Annotated in this window: 18 protein-coding genes; 10 read left to right on the top strand and 8 right to left on the bottom strand. The window is 64.9% G+C overall.

Features of this window, described 5'->3' with window-relative positions; translation table 11 throughout:
• Positions 1–91: 91 nt before the first annotated feature.
• Together LB523_RS07165 and LB523_RS07160 are read right to left on the bottom strand one after the other, a co-directional pair.
• The gene (locus tag LB523_RS07165; RefSeq protein WP_224601859.1) at positions 92–631 is read right to left on the bottom strand and encodes a protease inhibitor Inh/omp19 family protein; all 540 of its coding nucleotides are present in this window, start codon (positions 629–631) and stop codon (positions 92–94) included.
• Between the two features lie 197 nt (positions 632–828).
• Positions 829–1266: a VOC family protein gene (locus LB523_RS07160; RefSeq protein WP_224601857.1), complete on the bottom strand. Its 438-nt coding sequence runs from the start codon at positions 1264–1266 to the stop codon at positions 829–831.
• Between the two features lie 127 nt (positions 1267–1393).
• Here LB523_RS07160 and LB523_RS07155 point away from each other — a divergent pair, with 127 nt between their 5' ends.
• From LB523_RS07155 to LB523_RS07120, 8 genes are all read left to right on the top strand, one after another.
• Positions 1394–2431 carry an MBL fold metallo-hydrolase gene (locus LB523_RS07155; RefSeq protein WP_224601855.1) on the top strand — a complete coding sequence of 346 codons (1038 nt, stop codon included), beginning with the start codon at positions 1394–1396 and terminating at the stop codon, positions 2429–2431.
• 30 nt (positions 2432–2461) lie between these two features.
• The gene (locus LB523_RS07150) at positions 2462–2623 is read left to right on the top strand and encodes a DUF1328 family protein (protein ID WP_031195454.1); all 162 of its coding nucleotides are present in this window, start codon (positions 2462–2464) and stop codon (positions 2621–2623) included.
• Between the two features lie 171 nt (positions 2624–2794).
• Positions 2795–3679, top strand: a complete 885-nt coding sequence (gene dapF / locus LB523_RS07145; protein WP_224601853.1) for a diaminopimelate epimerase — start codon at positions 2795–2797, stop codon at positions 3677–3679.
• Positions 3679–5007: a tRNA (N(6)-L-threonylcarbamoyladenosine(37)-C(2))-methylthiotransferase MtaB gene (mtaB, locus tag LB523_RS07140; RefSeq protein WP_224601850.1), complete on the top strand. Its 1329-nt coding sequence runs from the start codon at positions 3679–3681 to the stop codon at positions 5005–5007. Before dapF ends, mtaB begins: the two co-directional genes overlap by 1 nt.
• A gap of 14 nt (positions 5008–5021) precedes the next feature.
• On the top strand, positions 5022–6647 hold the full coding sequence (gene ftsY, locus LB523_RS07135; protein ID WP_224601848.1) for a signal recognition particle-docking protein FtsY: 1626 nt from the start codon (positions 5022–5024) through the stop codon (positions 6645–6647).
• A 63-nt stretch (positions 6648–6710) separates the two neighbouring features.
• Positions 6711–7367, top strand: coding sequence for a septation protein A (locus LB523_RS07130; protein WP_224601846.1), 657 nt, complete (start codon positions 6711–6713; stop codon positions 7365–7367).
• A gap of 86 nt (positions 7368–7453) precedes the next feature.
• Positions 7454–8074 (top strand): pyridoxamine 5'-phosphate oxidase family protein, encoded by a 621-nt coding sequence (locus LB523_RS07125; RefSeq protein WP_224601845.1) that lies wholly within the window; start codon positions 7454–7456, stop codon positions 8072–8074.
• 37 nt (positions 8075–8111) lie between these two features.
• Complete coding sequence (locus LB523_RS07120; RefSeq protein WP_224601843.1) at positions 8112–8642, top strand: NADPH-dependent FMN reductase; 531 nt, start codon at positions 8112–8114, stop codon at positions 8640–8642.
• Positions 8643–8842: 200 nt separating this feature from the next.
• On the opposite strand, the gene LB523_RS07115 is transcribed toward LB523_RS07120, so the two are convergent.
• Both LB523_RS07115 and LB523_RS07110 read right to left on the bottom strand, forming a co-directional pair.
• A complete protein-coding gene (locus LB523_RS07115) occupies positions 8843–9049 on the bottom strand; it encodes a tautomerase family protein (RefSeq protein WP_140684309.1) in 207 nt (68 codons plus the stop codon).
• Between the two features lie 28 nt (positions 9050–9077).
• On the bottom strand, positions 9078–9998 hold the full coding sequence (locus tag LB523_RS07110; RefSeq protein WP_224601841.1) for an SMP-30/gluconolactonase/LRE family protein: 921 nt from the start codon (positions 9996–9998) through the stop codon (positions 9078–9080).
• A 297-nt stretch (positions 9999–10295) separates the two neighbouring features.
• Between LB523_RS07110 and LB523_RS07105 the strand changes: the two genes are divergently transcribed.
• Positions 10296–10460, top strand: a complete 165-nt coding sequence (locus LB523_RS07105) for a hypothetical protein (RefSeq protein ID WP_224532113.1) — start codon at positions 10296–10298, stop codon at positions 10458–10460.
• A gap of 158 nt (positions 10461–10618) precedes the next feature.
• On the opposite strand, the gene LB523_RS07100 is transcribed toward LB523_RS07105, so the two are convergent.
• From LB523_RS07100 to ccmA, 4 genes are all read right to left on the bottom strand, one after another.
• Positions 10619–11188 carry a DsbE family thiol:disulfide interchange protein gene (locus LB523_RS07100; RefSeq protein WP_224601839.1) on the bottom strand — a complete coding sequence of 190 codons (570 nt, stop codon included), beginning with the start codon at positions 11186–11188 and terminating at the stop codon, positions 10619–10621.
• Complete coding sequence (ccmD, locus tag LB523_RS07095) at positions 11185–11352, bottom strand: heme exporter protein CcmD (RefSeq protein ID WP_224601836.1); 168 nt, start codon at positions 11350–11352, stop codon at positions 11185–11187. The genes LB523_RS07100 and ccmD overlap by 4 nt, the downstream gene beginning before the upstream one ends.
• 117 nt (positions 11353–11469) lie before the next feature.
• A complete protein-coding gene (ccmB, locus tag LB523_RS07090) occupies positions 11470–12135 on the bottom strand; it encodes a heme exporter protein CcmB (RefSeq protein ID WP_224601835.1) in 666 nt (221 codons plus the stop codon).
• A 193-nt stretch (positions 12136–12328) separates the two neighbouring features.
• On the bottom strand, positions 12329–12931 hold the full coding sequence (ccmA, locus tag LB523_RS07085) for a heme ABC exporter ATP-binding protein CcmA (RefSeq protein WP_224601832.1): 603 nt from the start codon (positions 12929–12931) through the stop codon (positions 12329–12331).
• Between the two features lie 283 nt (positions 12932–13214).
• On the opposite strand from ccmA, the gene acnA reads away from it, so the two are divergent.
• The gene (gene acnA / locus LB523_RS07080; protein ID WP_224601830.1) at positions 13215–15905 is read left to right on the top strand and encodes an aconitate hydratase AcnA; all 2691 of its coding nucleotides are present in this window, start codon (positions 13215–13217) and stop codon (positions 15903–15905) included.
• Positions 15906–16030: the final 125 nt, after the last annotated feature.

Genomic DNA, 16030 nt, shown 5'->3' with positions numbered 1-16030 from the left:
CACTCCTAGGTGCTTCGGCCGGCGAAGGCCGGAAGCGCAGGAAGCCGGCATTTGCAGGCCGGCCTCGCCTGAATATCAGCACACCCTGGCGTTATCTTGTAAGCGAGATAGGTTGCCCGTTGGAAGTCTGGCCGTCGAACTTTTCGCCGCCGGACGAATAGAGCCTGGCCAGCGTGCCGCCGTTTTCGTCGTAAAGCGTCAGCTGCTTGCCGGCGACATTCCACGACTTGATGCCGTCGATCGGCGCCGGGCAGTGCAGCGGACCGGCGCGGTAGCCGGCGCCGAACTTGGTCTGCGGCGTCGCCACCTTGCAGCTCTGCCCGGAGACATTGACGTTCCAGACGCCGGCGACGCTGGCCGCGGTGAGATCGGCGGCGCCGGCGGGCGCCGTGCCGTCCGGCGGCAGCGACGCGACCTGAGTGTTCTTCGGAGCGGTCGGAAATTGCGACGGATCGGCGGCGCCGGGGGAAGCCGGCGGCGGCAGCTGATTCTGCGTCACCGTGCCGGAGGGTGCCGGGGTCAGCGGTGCCGGCTGCTGGTCGTCCATCGACGAGAAGCGCGAAGTCGAGCAGCCGCTCGCAACGAGCGCGGCCAGCGATACGGCCACAAGGCCAGTCCTTGAAAAATGCATTTACCACCTCCGTCGGATCTGGCCGGGGGGAGCCATCCGCGTAATCTCCGCTTCACCAAGACGGCGAAGGTGGCAGAATTTCAACCCGATATGGTTAAAATAGGGTTTTCGAAGCGGCTGTTGCAAATTTATCGCAGCGGAGGGCCACAGTCGGGAAGCTGCCGCTGAAAACCTTGTAATCTATTGAAATATCAATATTAAATCCTGGTGCTCGGCACGAACACATAACCATCCGGGCCGACGATGTAGCATTCGCGCAAGCCATGCGGCTTGTCGATCGAGCCGGCCAGCACGATGTGGCCGAGCGCGGCCGCCTTTTTCTCGACCGAGTCCGGATCGGCGCCGTAAAGGCGCAGTTCGATACCGGCCCCGCGAGTCTCGGCGCCTGCGGTGACGCCGATCATCGGATTGTCCAGATAGGAATGATCGGCGTGCAGCATGAAGATCGAGCCCAACAGCTCGATCGCCGCGAAATCCTCGTCGCCATAGATGATCCGGGCGCCAAGCACGTCGCGGCAGAAAGCCTCCATCGCCGTCAGGTCGGTAACCAACAGGTTGATGCCGACCCCAGGCGGCAGCGAGCGGCCGAAATCCTCCGCCTTCATCCACGGTGTCTTGGTTCGCTTCATTACCATGACGATCACCCCTGTCTGCCGATCCTAGACGAGCCCGGCTTCGGCCATTGGCATTCGGCGGCAAAATGCTTGCGCCAGGCCGGCGCGTCCTTATCTCAGGAGACGACACAAGCGGGCGGGAGACAGAATGGCCGCAAGGAAAGGAACCGCCAACCGCTACTACAGCGGGCCGCCCAGCGATCATTTCGACGGCGCCCTGTTCTTCAATCCCGGCGGCAAGCCGCCCGGGAGCTTCACCGATCTTCTCAAATGGCAATTCGGCGGCAGGCGGGCGAAATGGCCGGCTTCGGTTCCGAGCCCGTTTCCCCCGGCGAAGCCGGATAGACGGGTGGAAGGCAGCGCGCTGAGACTCACTATGGTCGGCCATGCTTCGCTTCTCATCCAGACGGCGGGGTTGAATATCCTGACCGACCCGGTCTGGTCGGAGCGCGCCTCGCCTTTCGCCTTCGCCGGGCCGAAGAGGGTCAATGCGCCGGGGATTGCCTTTGCTGACCTGCCGCCGATCGACCTGGTCCTGATCAGCCACAATCACTACGACCATCTCGACCTCGCCACGCTGAAGCGGCTGAGGGAGAGACACGATCCGCTGGTGATCGCGCCGCTCGGCAATGACGCCATCATCGGCCGCGCGGCGCCCGGCATGCGGCTCAGCGTGCATGATTGGGGCGACAGGCTCGATGCCGGCACGGCCGCCATCCATGTCGAACCGGCGCATCACTGGTCGGCGCGCGGCGGGAGCGACCGCCGCATGGCGCTGTGGGCGGGCTTCGTCATCAAGACGATGGCCGGCAATATCTATTTCGCCGGCGACACCGGCTTCCATGACGGCATCAACTACCGGCTGATGGCGCAAAAGCATGGCGGCTTCCGCCTCGCCATCCTGCCGATCGGAGCCTATGAGCCGCACTGGTTCATGGCGCCGCAGCACCAGAATCCGCAGGAGGCCGTTCAGGGCATGAAGCTGTGCAACGCCGCCTTCGCCGCCGGCTGCCACTGGGGCACCTTCCAGCTCACGGACGAGCCGGTCGATGAGCCGGCCCGGAAACTGGCCGAGGCTTTGGCCGCCGAAGACCTGCCGCCAGAGCGTTTCCGTGCCATGCGACCGGGAGAGCTGTGGGACGTGCCGGCCATCTACAAAGGAACCCAAACCGGCCAAACGCGTTGATCGGACGACGCAAACCGCTGGAGCTTCCCCATGATCAGGTGGATCATCATCCTTCTCATCATTGCCGCCGCCGCGAGCCTGCTCGGCATGCCGGCTTTGGCAGGCGCGGCCGCTACCGGCGCGCGCATCCTCATCGGCATCGTGCTGATCATCTTCCTGCTGATCGTGCTCGGCGTCTTCGCGGTAACATAAGCGCGACCACCTGGTCGTCGCTGGCGCGACCACTTGGTCGTCGCGGCGCGACCGGTCGCTGCGCGGCCTCTTCTTCGTCGTCGCCAGAGCCACGCCGGACTGGTAATTCCCGCCCGTTTCCGCCATATAGCGCCCAAACGGATTGGCCAACGGATTGGAACGACCGGTTAGATGGCAGGCAGCGCCCCCTTCGCCAAGATGAACGGCATCGGCAACGAGATCATCGTTGCCGATATGCGCGGCCGCGCCGACAAGGTGACGGCGGCGGCCGCGATCGTCCTCAATGGCGACGCGGCGACGAAGTTCGACCAGATCATGGCGATCCACGACGCGAAGACGCCGGGCACGGCCTATTATATCGACATCCTGAACTCCGACGGCACCAGCGCGCAGGCCTGCGGCAACGGCATGCGCTGCGTCGTGCAGGCTTTGGCCGCCGAGACGGGCAACAAGAGCTTCACCTTCGAGACCCGCGCCGGCGTCTTGAACGCGCAGGAGCATGCGGACGGTCTTATTTCGGTCGACATGGGCAAGCCGCGTTTCGGCTGGCAGGAGATCCCGCTGGCGGAAGAATTCCGCGACACCCGCATGATCGAGCTGCAGATCGGCCCGATCGATGCCCCGGTGCTGCATTCGCCCTCGGCGGTGTCGATGGGCAACCCGCACGCGATCTTCTGGGTCGACAACGACGTCTGGTCTTATGAGCTGGACCGCTTCGGCCCGCTGCTCGAAAACCATCCGATCTTCCCCGAGCGCGCCAACATCACCATTGCCCAGGTGACTTCGCCCGAAACCATGATCATCCGTACCTGGGAGCGCGGCGCCGGCCTCACCAAGGCCTGCGGCTCGGCGGCTTGCGCCGCCGCGGTCGCGGCGGCCCGTACCAGGCGCACCGGCCGCAGCGTCTCGCTGCTCGCGCCCGGCGGCGGCGAGCTCAATGTCGAATGGCGCGACGACGATCACGTCATCCTGACAGGTGCCGCCGAATGGGAATTTTCTGGCAGCTTCGATCCCTCGACCGGCGCCTGGGCCCGCGACACCGAAAGCGCCGCCTGATGTCCGCCCTTCAAAAAGGCGTGGTATCCCAAGCCTCCACCACGACAGGTATCGACGTCGTCACCTTCGGCTGCCGCCTCAACACCTATGAATCGGAAGTGATGCGCCGCGAGGCCGAAAGCGCCGGCCTGGGCGAGCTCAATGGCGGCGCCTTCATCTTCAACACCTGCGCCGTCACGGCGGAAGCGGTGCGCCAGGCCAAGCAGGCGATCCGCAAGGCCCGCCGCGAGAACCCCTCAGCCCGCATCATCGTCACCGGCTGCGCGGCCCAGACCGAGCCGCAGAATTTCGCGGCAATGGACGAGGTCGACCTGGTGCTCGGCAATGAGGAGAAGCTCAAGGCCAACTCCTACCGCGCGCTGCCCGATTTCGGCGTCAACGACACCGAGAAGGCGCGCGTCAACGACATTTTTTCGGTGCGCGAGACGGCAAGCCACATGGTCGACGCCATCGAGGGCCGCGCGCGCGCCTTCGTGCAGGTGCAGAATGGCTGCGACCATCGCTGCACCTTCTGCATCATCCCTTACGGCCGCGGCAACTCGCGCTCCGTGCCGATGGGCGCGGTGGTCGAGCAGGTCAAGCGGCTGGCCGGCAACGGCTATGCCGAGATCGTTTTGACCGGCGTCGACATGACCAGTTTCGGCGCCGACCTGCCGGGCAGCCCGAAGCTGGGAAAGCTGGTGAAGACCATCCTGCGCCAGGTGCCTGACGTGAAGCGGCTAAGATTGTCCTCCATCGATTCCATCGAGGCCGACGACGACCTGCTGGATGCCATCGCCACTGAGCAAAGGCTGATGCCGCATCTGCATCTGTCGCTGCAATCGGGCGACGACATGATCCTGAAGCGCATGAAGCGCCGGCATTTGCGCGACCAGTCGATCCGCTTCTGCGAGGACGTGCGCAAGCTGCGTCCCGGCATCGTCTTCGGCGCCGACATCATCGCCGGCTTCCCGACCGAGACCGAGGCGATGTTCGAGAATTCGGAGAAAATCGTTGAGGAATGCGGCCTGACGCATCTCCACGTCTTTCCGTTCTCGCCACGCGAAGGCACACCGGCCGCGCGCATGCCGCAGGTCCGCCGTGAGGTGGTGAAGGCGCGCGCCGCCAGGCTGCGCGCCGCCGGCGAGACCGCCTATCGCCATCATTTGTCGTCGCTCTCCGGCACACGGCAATCGATCCTGGTCGAGCGCGACGGGCTCGGCCGCACCGAAGGTTTTACGCTGGCCGCGATCGACGCCGGCGCGCCTGGCGAGATCGTCGATGCCATGGTCGCCGGCCATGACGGCGCCCGGCTGATTGCGGCCCCGCTTGCCGCGCAAGCCGCCTGAGAACTGCGAGACGTATGGCTGGTTTCTTCAAGAAGATATTTTCGTTCGGCAGGAAAGAGGTCGTCGAGGAGCGCGTCGACGAAGCGCTGCCGCCGATCAAGTGGGACGCGCTGGACGCGCTGAAGCCGGAGACTGAGCCTCAACCGGTTCCCGAAGAGCCGAAGCCCGAGCCTGCTCCATCCATCCCGCCGGTGCCAGAGCCCACCATTCCCGCCGAGCCGGAACCGCTGCCGCAGCCTGAGCCGGAAGAAGAGCCGCAGCCGGCGCCCGAGAAGCCGGAGCCGCCGGCCCCCGAGGAAGTGCCGCCGGCAAAACCCGAGCCTCAACCTGCGCCGACGCCCGAACCTGCTCCGCAGGAAGTGCCCGCACCTGCGCCGACGCAACCTGACATCGAGCCTTCGCGTCCAGAACCGCTGCCTGAGCAGCCACCGGTCGAAGTGCCGACGCCGCCTGCCGAAGCCCCGGTCGAAACGCCAGTGCCCATCGAGGTGCCACCAGCGGCGCCGCCCTCCGTGGAACCATGCGCCGAAGCCGTAGCGGAAATCGCGCCTCCTATTCGACAGCCCGCGCCCGTCGAGCTGCAGCCGATCCATGCCGAGGTCGCACCGGAGCCGGAGGCTTTGCCGTCGCCGCCGACACCCGCGCCCTCTGCCGGCAAGGTAACCGTCTCAAAAAAGGTCGAGCAGAAGGCCGAGCCGGTGAAGGCGCCGGAGCCGGCGCCGCGGCGCTCCTGGTTCCAGCGCATGCGCGAAGGGCTTGCCCGCTCATCGCGCGAGCTTACCGGCAACATCGCCGGCGTCTTCACCAAGCGCAAATTGGACGAGGACACGCTGCAGGACCTGGAGGACGTGCTGATCCGCGCCGATCTTGGCTTGGAAACCGCGCTGCGCGTCACCGATTCGCTTGCCTCCAGCCGCTACGGCCGCGACGTCTCCGACGTCGAAGTCCGCGCCGTGATGGCGGCGGAGGTGGAGAAGGTGCTGGCGCCGGTCGCCAGGCCGCTCGAGCTCGACCTCAGCCACAAGCCGCATGTCGTCCTGGTCGTCGGTGTCAACGGCACCGGCAAGACCACCACCATCGGCAAGCTGGCCGCCAAGCTCACCGATGGCGGCCTCAAGGTGATGCTGGCCGCCGGCGACACGTTCCGCGCCGCCGCGATCGAGCAGCTCAAGATCTGGGGCGAGCGCACGAAATCGCCGGTCGTCGCCTCCAAGCTCGGCGCCGATGCGGCGGGCCTCGCCTATGACGCCTTCGAGAAGGCGAAGGAGGCCGGCTCCGACGTGCTGATCATCGACACGGCCGGGCGCCTGCAGAACAAGACCGAGCTGATGGCCGAGCTGGAGAAGATCGTGCGCGTGCTGGGCAAGCTCGATCCCGAAGCGCCGCACACGGTGCTGCAGACGGTCGATGCCACCACCGGCCAGAACGCGCTGAACCAGGTTGAGATCTTCCGCAACGTCGCCGGCGTCAACGGCCTGGTGATGACCAAGCTGGACGGCACGGCGCGCGGCGGTATTCTGGTGGCGATCGCCGCCAAGCACCGGCTGCCGGTCTATTTCATCGGCGTCGGCGAGCAGGTCGACGACCTCGAACCGTTTTCCGCCAGCGAGTTTGCAAGAGCGATCGCCGGCGTCGCCTGAACAAAGGCATGATCTTGAAAGGCCGCCCGCTTTTCGGCCAGATCATGCGCAAGAAGGACTTTTATGAACATCCTCGAACGCGACCCGTCCGATCCACGCCGTAGGCCGATGAATCCCGGATTGAAGTTCCTGCTCGAATTGGGTCCGGGCCTGGTGTTCTTCTTCACCACCATTCGCGGCGAGTGGCTGGCCGAGAAATTCCCGGTGCTCGCCCATCTCGGCGAGCCGATCCTGATCGCCACCGCCTTCTTCATGGTCGCGACGGCGCTTTCGCTCGGCGTCTCCTGGCTGCTGACGCGCAGCCTGCCGCTGATGCCGCTGGTCTCGGCGATCGTCGTGTTCGTCTTCGGCGCGCTGGCGCTTTACCTGCAGGACAAGACCTTCGCCTTCATGAAGCCGACGATCATCAATTCACTGTTCGGCGTCACGTTGCTCGGCGGGCTGCTGTTCGGCCGCTCGCTGCTCGGCTACGTCTTCGATTCCGCCTTCCAGCTCGATGCCGAAGGCTGGCGCAAGCTGACCTTCCGCTGGGGGCTGTTCTTCCTGTTCCTCGCCGTGCTCAATGAGGTCGTGTGGCGCAACTTTTCCGAGGCGACCTGGCTTTATTTCAAGGTCTGGGGCACGATCCCGATCACTTTGCTGTTCACCTTCAGCCAGATGCCGCTGATCATGCGCCACTCGCTGGAGGAAAAAGCCAAGGAAGAGAAGGCCGGGAATTAAAGCAATTCCAGGAAAAGCGGCTGCCGGTCGGGTTCGGCGACTTCGCCGTAGTCTCCGTCCGGAATTGCGCCAGAATGAGGGGCAGCATGGAATTCCTCACCACGCATGACGAGCTGAGGACGATCTACAAGACGCCCCGGCCGACCGACGGCTCTATCCGCAAGGAGCTCAAAGTCCTCGACGGCCATTGCCGATCCTTCATCGGCAAGAGCCCCTTCGTGCTGATCGGCTCCTCCGACGGCGCCGGCAATGCCGACGTGACGCCGAAAGGCGACAAGCCCGGCTTCACCGCCATCCTCGACAACGCCACCATCGCCATTCCCGACCGTCCAGGCAACAACCGGCTGGACACGCTGGAAAACATCATCCGCAACCCATCGGTCGGACTGCTCTTCCTCATTCCCGGCATGAACGAGACGCTACGCGTCAATGGCGATGCCCGCATGACTGTCGACCCGACCTTGCGCGAACGGCTGGCCGTCGACGGCAAGGAGCCGCAGAGCGTGATCGTGGTGACGGTCAAGGCCGCCTATATGCACTGCGCCAAGGCCTTCATGCGCTCCGATTTGTGGAAGCCAGAGACCTGGTACGACCGCGCGACCCTGCCGACGCTCGGCCAGATCATCCGCGACCAGCTGGCACTCAGCGAAAGCGCCGGCGAGATCGACCGCGAGCTGGACCACGATTACCGCCAGACCATGTGGTAGGCTTGCCGGACGACTCAACCCTTCGTCCGGCTCTCCCTTGATCGAGATCATCGCCATATCGGGCAGCCTGCGCGCCGCCTCGACCAACTCGGCCCTGGTTGCCGCATTGGCTGCCAACGCGCCCGCGGCCTGCCGTGTCCAGGTCTATGATGGCCTCGGCCGCTTGCCGATCTTCAACCCCGACGACGAGGGCGAGCGCACGCCGCCCGAAGCGGCGCGACTGATCGAGGCAGCGACCTGCGCGGACGGCGTCATCGTCTCCTGCCCGGAATATGCGCATGGCGTGCCCGGCGGCATGAAGAACGCGCTCGACTGGCTGGTCTCGCGCGACGCGGCGGTGAACAAGCCGGCGATGCTGGTTCACGCCTCGCCCCGCTCGCTCTATGCGCGGGCAGCACTTGCCGAGATCATGCGGACGATGTCCTTCGCGATGTATGAAGAGACGGCGCTGGAGATCGCGCTGCTGGGCAAGAAGCCGGCCGAGGTGGAGGCTATTTTGGCAGACCCGGCGAACCGAAGGGCGATGCGTGGAGCGATCGAGGCTTTCGTAGGGTTTATTGGCGGATGATGAGTGGCGCGTCTTCACCTTCTCCCCCTTGTGGGAGAAGGTGGATCGGCGCGCAGCGCCGAGACGGATGAGGGGTGTTCCAGCGGAGTGAGACGACGGCGACCTCATCGCTGGACAAACGGCGTCGCCAAGCTGGAACACCCCTCATCCGACCTCGCTTCGCGAGGCCACCTTCTCCCACAAGGGGAGAAGGGAGGGCCCTACCCCTTCCTCCGCGTCTCGACATCGGTCTTGCCGACATACCAGTCGCGGGCGTTGACCTCCTCGAACACCACCCAGACGTCGTCGTTGCCGAGCCCGGTGGCATCCATGATGGCCGCAGTCACCTTCTTGGCGATGTCAGCCTTCTTGCCGGCCGGATCGGCGGCGATCACTTCCTTGACGATGCGGATGTTGACGAACGGCATTTTTCTCTCCCGCTGATATGCCTCGCTGTCAGTACGTCTTAGCCCCGTTCACCATGAGCCGCACCATGTAGAGCGAGGTGGTGCCGGCGATGTAGAGGCAGTTGAGTTTGTTGCCGCCGAACACGCAGTTGGCGGTCACTTCCGGCACCTTCACCTTGCCGATCAGCGTGCCGTCGGGGTCATAGCAATGGATGCCGTCGGCGGCACTTGTCCAGATGCGGCCGTCCGCATCGAGCCGGAACCCGTCGAACAGGCCGGCGGTGCAGTCGGCGAACACCTTGCCGCCGGAAACCTTCTTGCCGTGCTTGCCGACATTGAAGACGCGCATATGCGCCGGATTCTTCTCGCCATGCGTGCGGCCGGTGTCGACGACATAAAGCAGGCTTTCGTCGAGCGAGAAGGCGAGCCCGTTGGGCCGCACCATGTCGGTGATGACCGCCTCGACATCGCCGGTCTCGGGATCGACGCGATAGACATTGCAGGCGCCGATCTCGCTTTCGGCCTTGTCGCCCTCATAGTCGGTGTCGATGCCGTAGCTCGGATCGGTGAACCAGATCGAGCCGTCGGAGCGCACCACCACGTCGTTGGGCGAGTTCAGCCGCTTGCCTTTCCATTTGTCGGCGATGGTGGTGACCGAGCCGTCGAACTCCGTCCGGCTGACGCGGCGGCCGGAATGCTCGCAGGTCACCAGCCGGCCCTGCCGGTCGACCGTGTTGCCGTTGGAATTGCCGGACGGCTGGCGGAACACGCTGACGCTGCCGTCGGTTTCGTCATAGCGCAACATGCGGTTGTTCGGGATGTCGGACCAGACGACATAGCGGCCGGCGGCGAACCAGGCCGGTCCTTCCGCCCAGCGGCAGCCGGTGAACAGCTTCTCCACCTGTGCGTTGCCGTTGAACAGGCGCGCGAAGCGCGGATCGAGAACTTCGTAATAGTCTGCGGCCGCCATCAATTTCCTCCCGGCATCAGGTGACGCGCGGATCAAGCCAGCCCGCAGCCGTTCTGGCAAGACGGCACGCCAGCAATTTGTATGACAAAAACGGATGAGAACTGCGTAAAGCCGCACGACCCTCCATGGCCGCGCGCCAAACGCAGGGCCTGTTAGTGCACAATTAACCGGCTATGCGCTGGCTGCAATGGTGCATTGCAACATCTTTCTTTTGCAACGCACCATTCCTATGTCATGCTGGCAATCGTCAGGGAGGAACAACCGGCCGCGCCAATGCGGCATGAAAGGAACCCTGTCATGTTCGACAATCTTGTCTCCCGCGCCCGCGCCAGCATCGCCAAGCGCCGTCACTACAACCGCCTCGTCGCCGAAATCGAGAACCTGTCCAGCCGCGATCTCGCCGATCTGCGCGCCGACCGTTCCGAGATGCTCTACCAGATCCACAAGCAGATCTACGGCTGATCCTTTTCGACCCCCGGCACGACTTTGCGGCGCGTTGAGATTCAGGTCAGGCCGAGTCGAAAGTGGTGGCTGCCGAGAACCGGAGCGGAGCGTACTTAAAGTACGTGAGCACCGGAAGCGCAGGAAGCCGCCACTTGCAGGCCGGCCTCACCTGAATATCAACGTGCCGACAGCGCTTTCTCGATCTGCGGCAGCAGCAGGTCCCGCGCCGACTCCGGCGTCAGTGGCCCGACATGCTTGTAGGCGATCTTGCCGTCCTTGCCGATGACGAAGGTCTCCGGCACGCCGTAGACGCCCCAGTCGATCGCCGCGCGTCCGGCCGGATCGACGCCGATCGCTTGGTACGGATCGCCGAGCTCGCCAAGGAAGCGGCGGGCGTTTTCCGGCTGGTCCTTGTAGTTCAGCGCGGCGAGCGTGAAGCGCTTGTCCTGCGACAGGCCGAGAAGCACCGGATGCTCTTCCCGGCACGGCGCGCACCAGGACGCGAACACATTGACCAGCGTCACCTTGCCGGTAAAGTCTTTTGACGCGAGCCCCGGCAGGCTCGTCCCTTCGAGCGGCGGCAAGTCGGTCTGTGGCGCCGGCAGGCCGATCAGCGCCGAGGGGATTTCCGAGGTGTCGCGGTCCGAGAGAAGCTGCGACAGGAACAGCCCCGCCAACCCCAGGAACACCAAGAGCGGCAGAAGCACGAACAGGCGACGCCGCGGCGCTTCGGTTTCGAGGCTCATGGCTTGACGGCCTTGTCGGAACGCCGCCGCACCCCGGCCGCTTCAAGTGCCGCAAGCTCGCGTTTGCGCGCCCGCTGGTCGAGCAGGATCCAGCCGATCAGCCCGGCGAGCACGAGGGCGGTAATGGCGTAGGCGGCAGTGACGAACAGGGCGTGCGCGCTCATAGCGACCGCTCACTGCTCGTAGCCATGTCAACCGTTCCGATCATGTCTTTCCATAACCCCGCGTCGGCGGGTCCGCAATTTGCCGCGGTGCCGCAGTGAGGCAACGTCTTCGTCGCCTCAATCCGTCCCGTGCCGCAACGCCAGCGCTGCCGCCAGTGGACCGAGCACCGCAAGAAACAGCGTCAGCGCGGCAAGAATGAGGAAAGGCTGCAGGAACGGCGCCGGATCGGCCACCGCGCCATAGCTTGCCGAAACGCCGAAGATCAGCACCGGAATGGTCAAAGGCAGCACCAGCACCGAAATAAGCAATCCGCCGCGCGGCAGCGCCACCGCCACCGCGGCGCCCGCCGCGCCGATGAAGGTGATGGCCGGCGTACCGACGAGAAGCGTGAGCGCCGTGGCGCCGATGCCCCGCGGCGCCATATTCATGAACAGGCCGAGCAGAGGTGCCGCGACCACCAGCGGCAGCACGCTGCCCGTCCAGTGCGCCAGGCATTTCGTCAGCACCGTCAGCGCCAGCATGTGGCGGTCGTTGTTCAGCACCAGGAGATCCAGCGAGCCGTCTTCGCGGTCGGCCTGGAACAGCCGGTCGAGCCCGAGCAGGCAGGCAAGCAGCGCAGCGATCCACAGGATGGCCGGGCCGATGCGGGCGAGCAGATTGAGATCGGGACCGACGCCGAACGGGATGGTGACGATGACGGCGAGGAAAAAAATCACGCCGATCAGCGCCCCGCCGCCGACGCGGATGGAAAGGCGCATGTCGCGGAGGAAGAGGGCTAGCATGATTTGAGATGCCCGCGCCCAGGCCCCCCTCTCTGGCCTGCCGGCCATCTCCCCCTCAAGGGGGGAGATTGGATGTCGCCTCGGCTTTCGCCAATCTCCAGCGTAGCAAGGCAAATGGGGCGCCTGAGCTGCTGATCTCCCCCCTTGAGGGGGAGATGCCCGGCAGGGCAGAGGGGGGTGCCTCGCGCCGACATCAATCGCCCATCCTCAACACCTTCGCCCCTTCCAGCCCCAATGGCAGATGCGTTGCCGCCACCACGATCCCTCCATCCGCCAGATGCCCCCGCATCAGCCCCGCGAACCGTTCCTCCGAAGCTTTGTCCAACCCCGCCGTCGGCTCGTCGAGCAGCCAGACCGGCCGCCGGCTGACCAGGAGCTTTGCGATCGACACCCGTCGCCTCTGCCCCGTCGACAGATAGCCGAAGGGCAGATGCCCGAGACCGCCGAGCGCCACCGTCTCCAGCGCCTCTTCGACGTCCAGCCCCGGCTCGCCCTGGAAGGCGCACCAGAAGCCGAGATTCTCCTCGACGCTGAGCGCCGTCTTCATTGCGTTGAGATGGCCGAGATAATGCGAAGCCGAGGCGACCGTCGGGAAAGCCTCGCCGCCGCCCTCGACAAGCACCTTGCCTCCGGCGGCCGGCAGCAGCCCGGCGACGATTCTCAGCAGCGTCGATTTGCCCGCGCCGTTCGGCCCGGTGACGATGAGCGCCTCGCCTTTTTCCAGCGCGAAGCCGATATTGGAGAAAACCGTCTCGCCGCCGCGCTCGCCGCCCAGATTTTCGGCGATCAGCCGCATTCTTGCCCGTCCCGAAAGCACCGTTTCGCGGCGCTTGCCGCCTCACGCAAATTCGTCTTTCGACTGTCTAGAACTATTCCGGGAAATTCTCTATATGCGGTTCATCCGTGCCAGCGGTCGGCGCGGGATCAGAATTAGCGCCGAACCAGCGCACGCGCCGCCTTGAACGGCTCGGGTTGCTTGGGAGCGGACAGCGGAAATGGCCGTACCCGCACCTTTGCGCGTGATTGCATGCCAACGGCGTCCGTTCCCTTTCAGGCTGAACAGACAAGGACGGATCGCCGTGACGAAATCCCTCGACAGTTTCAATTGCCGCCGCACCCTGACCGCAGGTGGCGCGGACTATGTTTATTTCGACCTCGTTGAGGCCGAGAAGAACGGCCTCACCGGCATCGCCCGGCTGCCCTATTCGATGAAGGTGCTGCTGGAGAACCTGCTGCGCAACGAGGATGGCCGCTCGGTCACCAGGGAATCGATCCAGGCGGTCGCCGCCTGGCTGACCGACAAGGGCACCGCTGGCGTCGAGATCGCCTATCGCCCGGCCCGCGTGCTGATGCAGGATTTCACCGGCGTTCCGGCCGTCGTCGACCTCGCCGCCATGCGCGACGGCATCAAGGCGCTCGGCGGCGACCCGGAAAAGATCAATCCGCTGGTGCCGGTCGATCTCGTCATCGACCACTCCGTCATCGTCGACGAGTTCGGCACGCCGATGGCCTTCGCCCGCAATGTCGAGCTGGAATATGAGCGCAACGAAGAGCGCTACAAATTCCTCAAATGGGGCCAGCAGGCCTTCCGCAACTTCCGCGTCGTGCCGCCCGGCACCGGCATCTGTCACCAGGTCAACCTTGAATATCTCGGACAGGTGGTGTGGACCAATTCGGAGGACGGCGAAACCGTCGCCTATCCCGACACCTGCGTCGGCACCGATTCGCACACCACCATGATCAACGGTCTCGGCGTGCTGGGCTGGGGCGTCGGCGGCATCGAGGCCGAGGCCGCGATGCTCGGCCAGCCTGTCTCCATGCTTTTGCCCGAGGTCATCGGCTTCCGCCTCACCGGCAGGCTCAAGGAAGGCGTCACCGCCACCGACCTGGTGCTCACCGTCACCCAGATGCTGCGCAAGAAGGGTGTCGTCGGCAAGTTCGTCGAGTTCTTCGGCCCCGGCCTCTCCAACATGACGCTGGCAGACCGGGCCACCATCGGCAACATGGCGCCGGAATATGGCGCCACCTGCGGCTTCTTCCCGGTGGACTCCGAAACCATCCGTTACCTCACCATGTCCGGCCGCGAGGAAAACCGCATCGCGCTGGTCGAGGCCTATTCGAAAGCGCAAGGCATGTGGCGTGACGCCGGCTCGGCCGACCCGGTGTTCACCGATCTGCTCGAGCTCGACCTCGGCGATGTGGTGCCGTCGATGGCCGGCCCGAAGCGTCCCGAGGGCCGCGTCGCCCTGCAGGACATCCCCGCTGGCTTCGCCAAGGCGATGGAGACCGAGTACAAGAAGGCCGCCGAGATCTCGAAGCGCTACGCCGTCGAGGGCACCGATCACGATCTCGGCCATGGCGACGTCGTCATCGCCGCCATCACCTCCTGCACCAATACCTCGAACCCGAGCGTGCTGATCGGCGCCGGCCTCTTGGCCCGCAACGCCAACCGGCGCGGCCTCAAGCAGAAGCCGTGGGTGAAAACCTCGCTCGCCCCGGGCAGCCAGGTGGTGGCCGAATATCTCGAGAAGTCGGGCCTGCAGAAGGAGCTCGACCAGATCGGCTTCAATCTGGTCGGCTTCGGCTGCACCACCTGCATCGGCAATTCCGGCCCGCTGCCGGCGCCGATCTCGAGGACCATCAACGATAAGGGCCTGATCGCCGCCGCGGTCTTGTCCGGCAACCGCAACTTCGAAGGCCGCGTCTCCCCGGACGTGCAGGCGAACTACCTCGCCTCGCCGCCGCTGGTCGTGGCACATGCGCTGGCCGGCACGGTGACCAGGGATCTGACGACCGAGCCGCTCGGCGAAGGCAGCGACGGCAAGCCTGTCTATCTCAAGGACATCTGGCCGACCTCGGCCGAGATCCAGGAGTTCATCGAGAAGAACGTCACCCGCGAGCTGTTCGCTCGCAAATATGCCGACGTCTTCAAGGGCGACGCCTATTGGCAGAAGGTCAAGGTGCCGGAAGGCCAGACTTACGCCTGGGACGACCACTCGACCTATGTGCAGAACCCGCCCTATTTCGCCGGCATGGGCCGCGCCTTCGGCAAGATCGGCGACATCAAGGGCGCGCGGGTGCTCGGTCTTTTCGGCGACAAGATCACCACCGACCACATCTCGCCGGCTGGCTCGATCAAGGCCGCTTCGCCGGCCGGCAAGTACCTCACCGAGCATGGCGTCGGCGTCGCCGACTTCAACCAGTACGGCACGCGGCGCGGCAATCATGAGGTGATGATGCGCGGCACCTTCGCCAACATCCGCATCCGCAACCACATGCTGGGCGAGAACGGCCGCGAAGGCGGCTACACGATCCACTATCCTTCGAAGGAGGAGATGTCGATCTACGACGCCGCCATGGAATACAAGCAGGAAGGCGTGCCGCTGGTGATCTTCGCCGGCGTCGAATACGGCAACGGCTCCTCCCGCGACTGGGCGGCCAAGGGAACGAATCTCCTTGGTGTCCGCGCGGTTATCGCCCAGTCCTTCGAGCGCATCCACCGCTCCAATCTGGTCGGCATGGGCGTCATCCCCTTTGTCTTCGAGGACGGCACCTCATGGGCCTCGCTCAATTTGAAGGGCGACGAGCTGGTCGAGATCGACGGCCTGGACACGATCAAGCCGCGCCAGAAGATGGTCGCCAAGGTGACCTTCGGCGACGGCACGGTGAAGAACGTGCCGATCGTCTGCCGCATCGATACGCTGGACGAGCTCGACTACTTCAAGAATGGCGGCATCTTGCAGTACGTGCTGCGGGATCTCGCTGCTTAACAGCTGCAAGGGAGTAGGGCTTAGGCAGTAAGCAGTAGGGAAACAGGACACCTACTGCCTACTGCCTACTGCCTACTGCCTACTGCCTACTGCCTACTGCCTACTGCCTACTGCCTACTGCCTAC

The sequence above is a fragment of the Mesorhizobium sp. ESP-6-4 genome, assembly GCF_020164735.1.
Taxonomy (GTDB): Bacteria; Pseudomonadota; Alphaproteobacteria; order Rhizobiales; family Rhizobiaceae; genus Mesorhizobium.
This window is presented reverse-complemented; position numbering and strand designations above follow the sequence as displayed.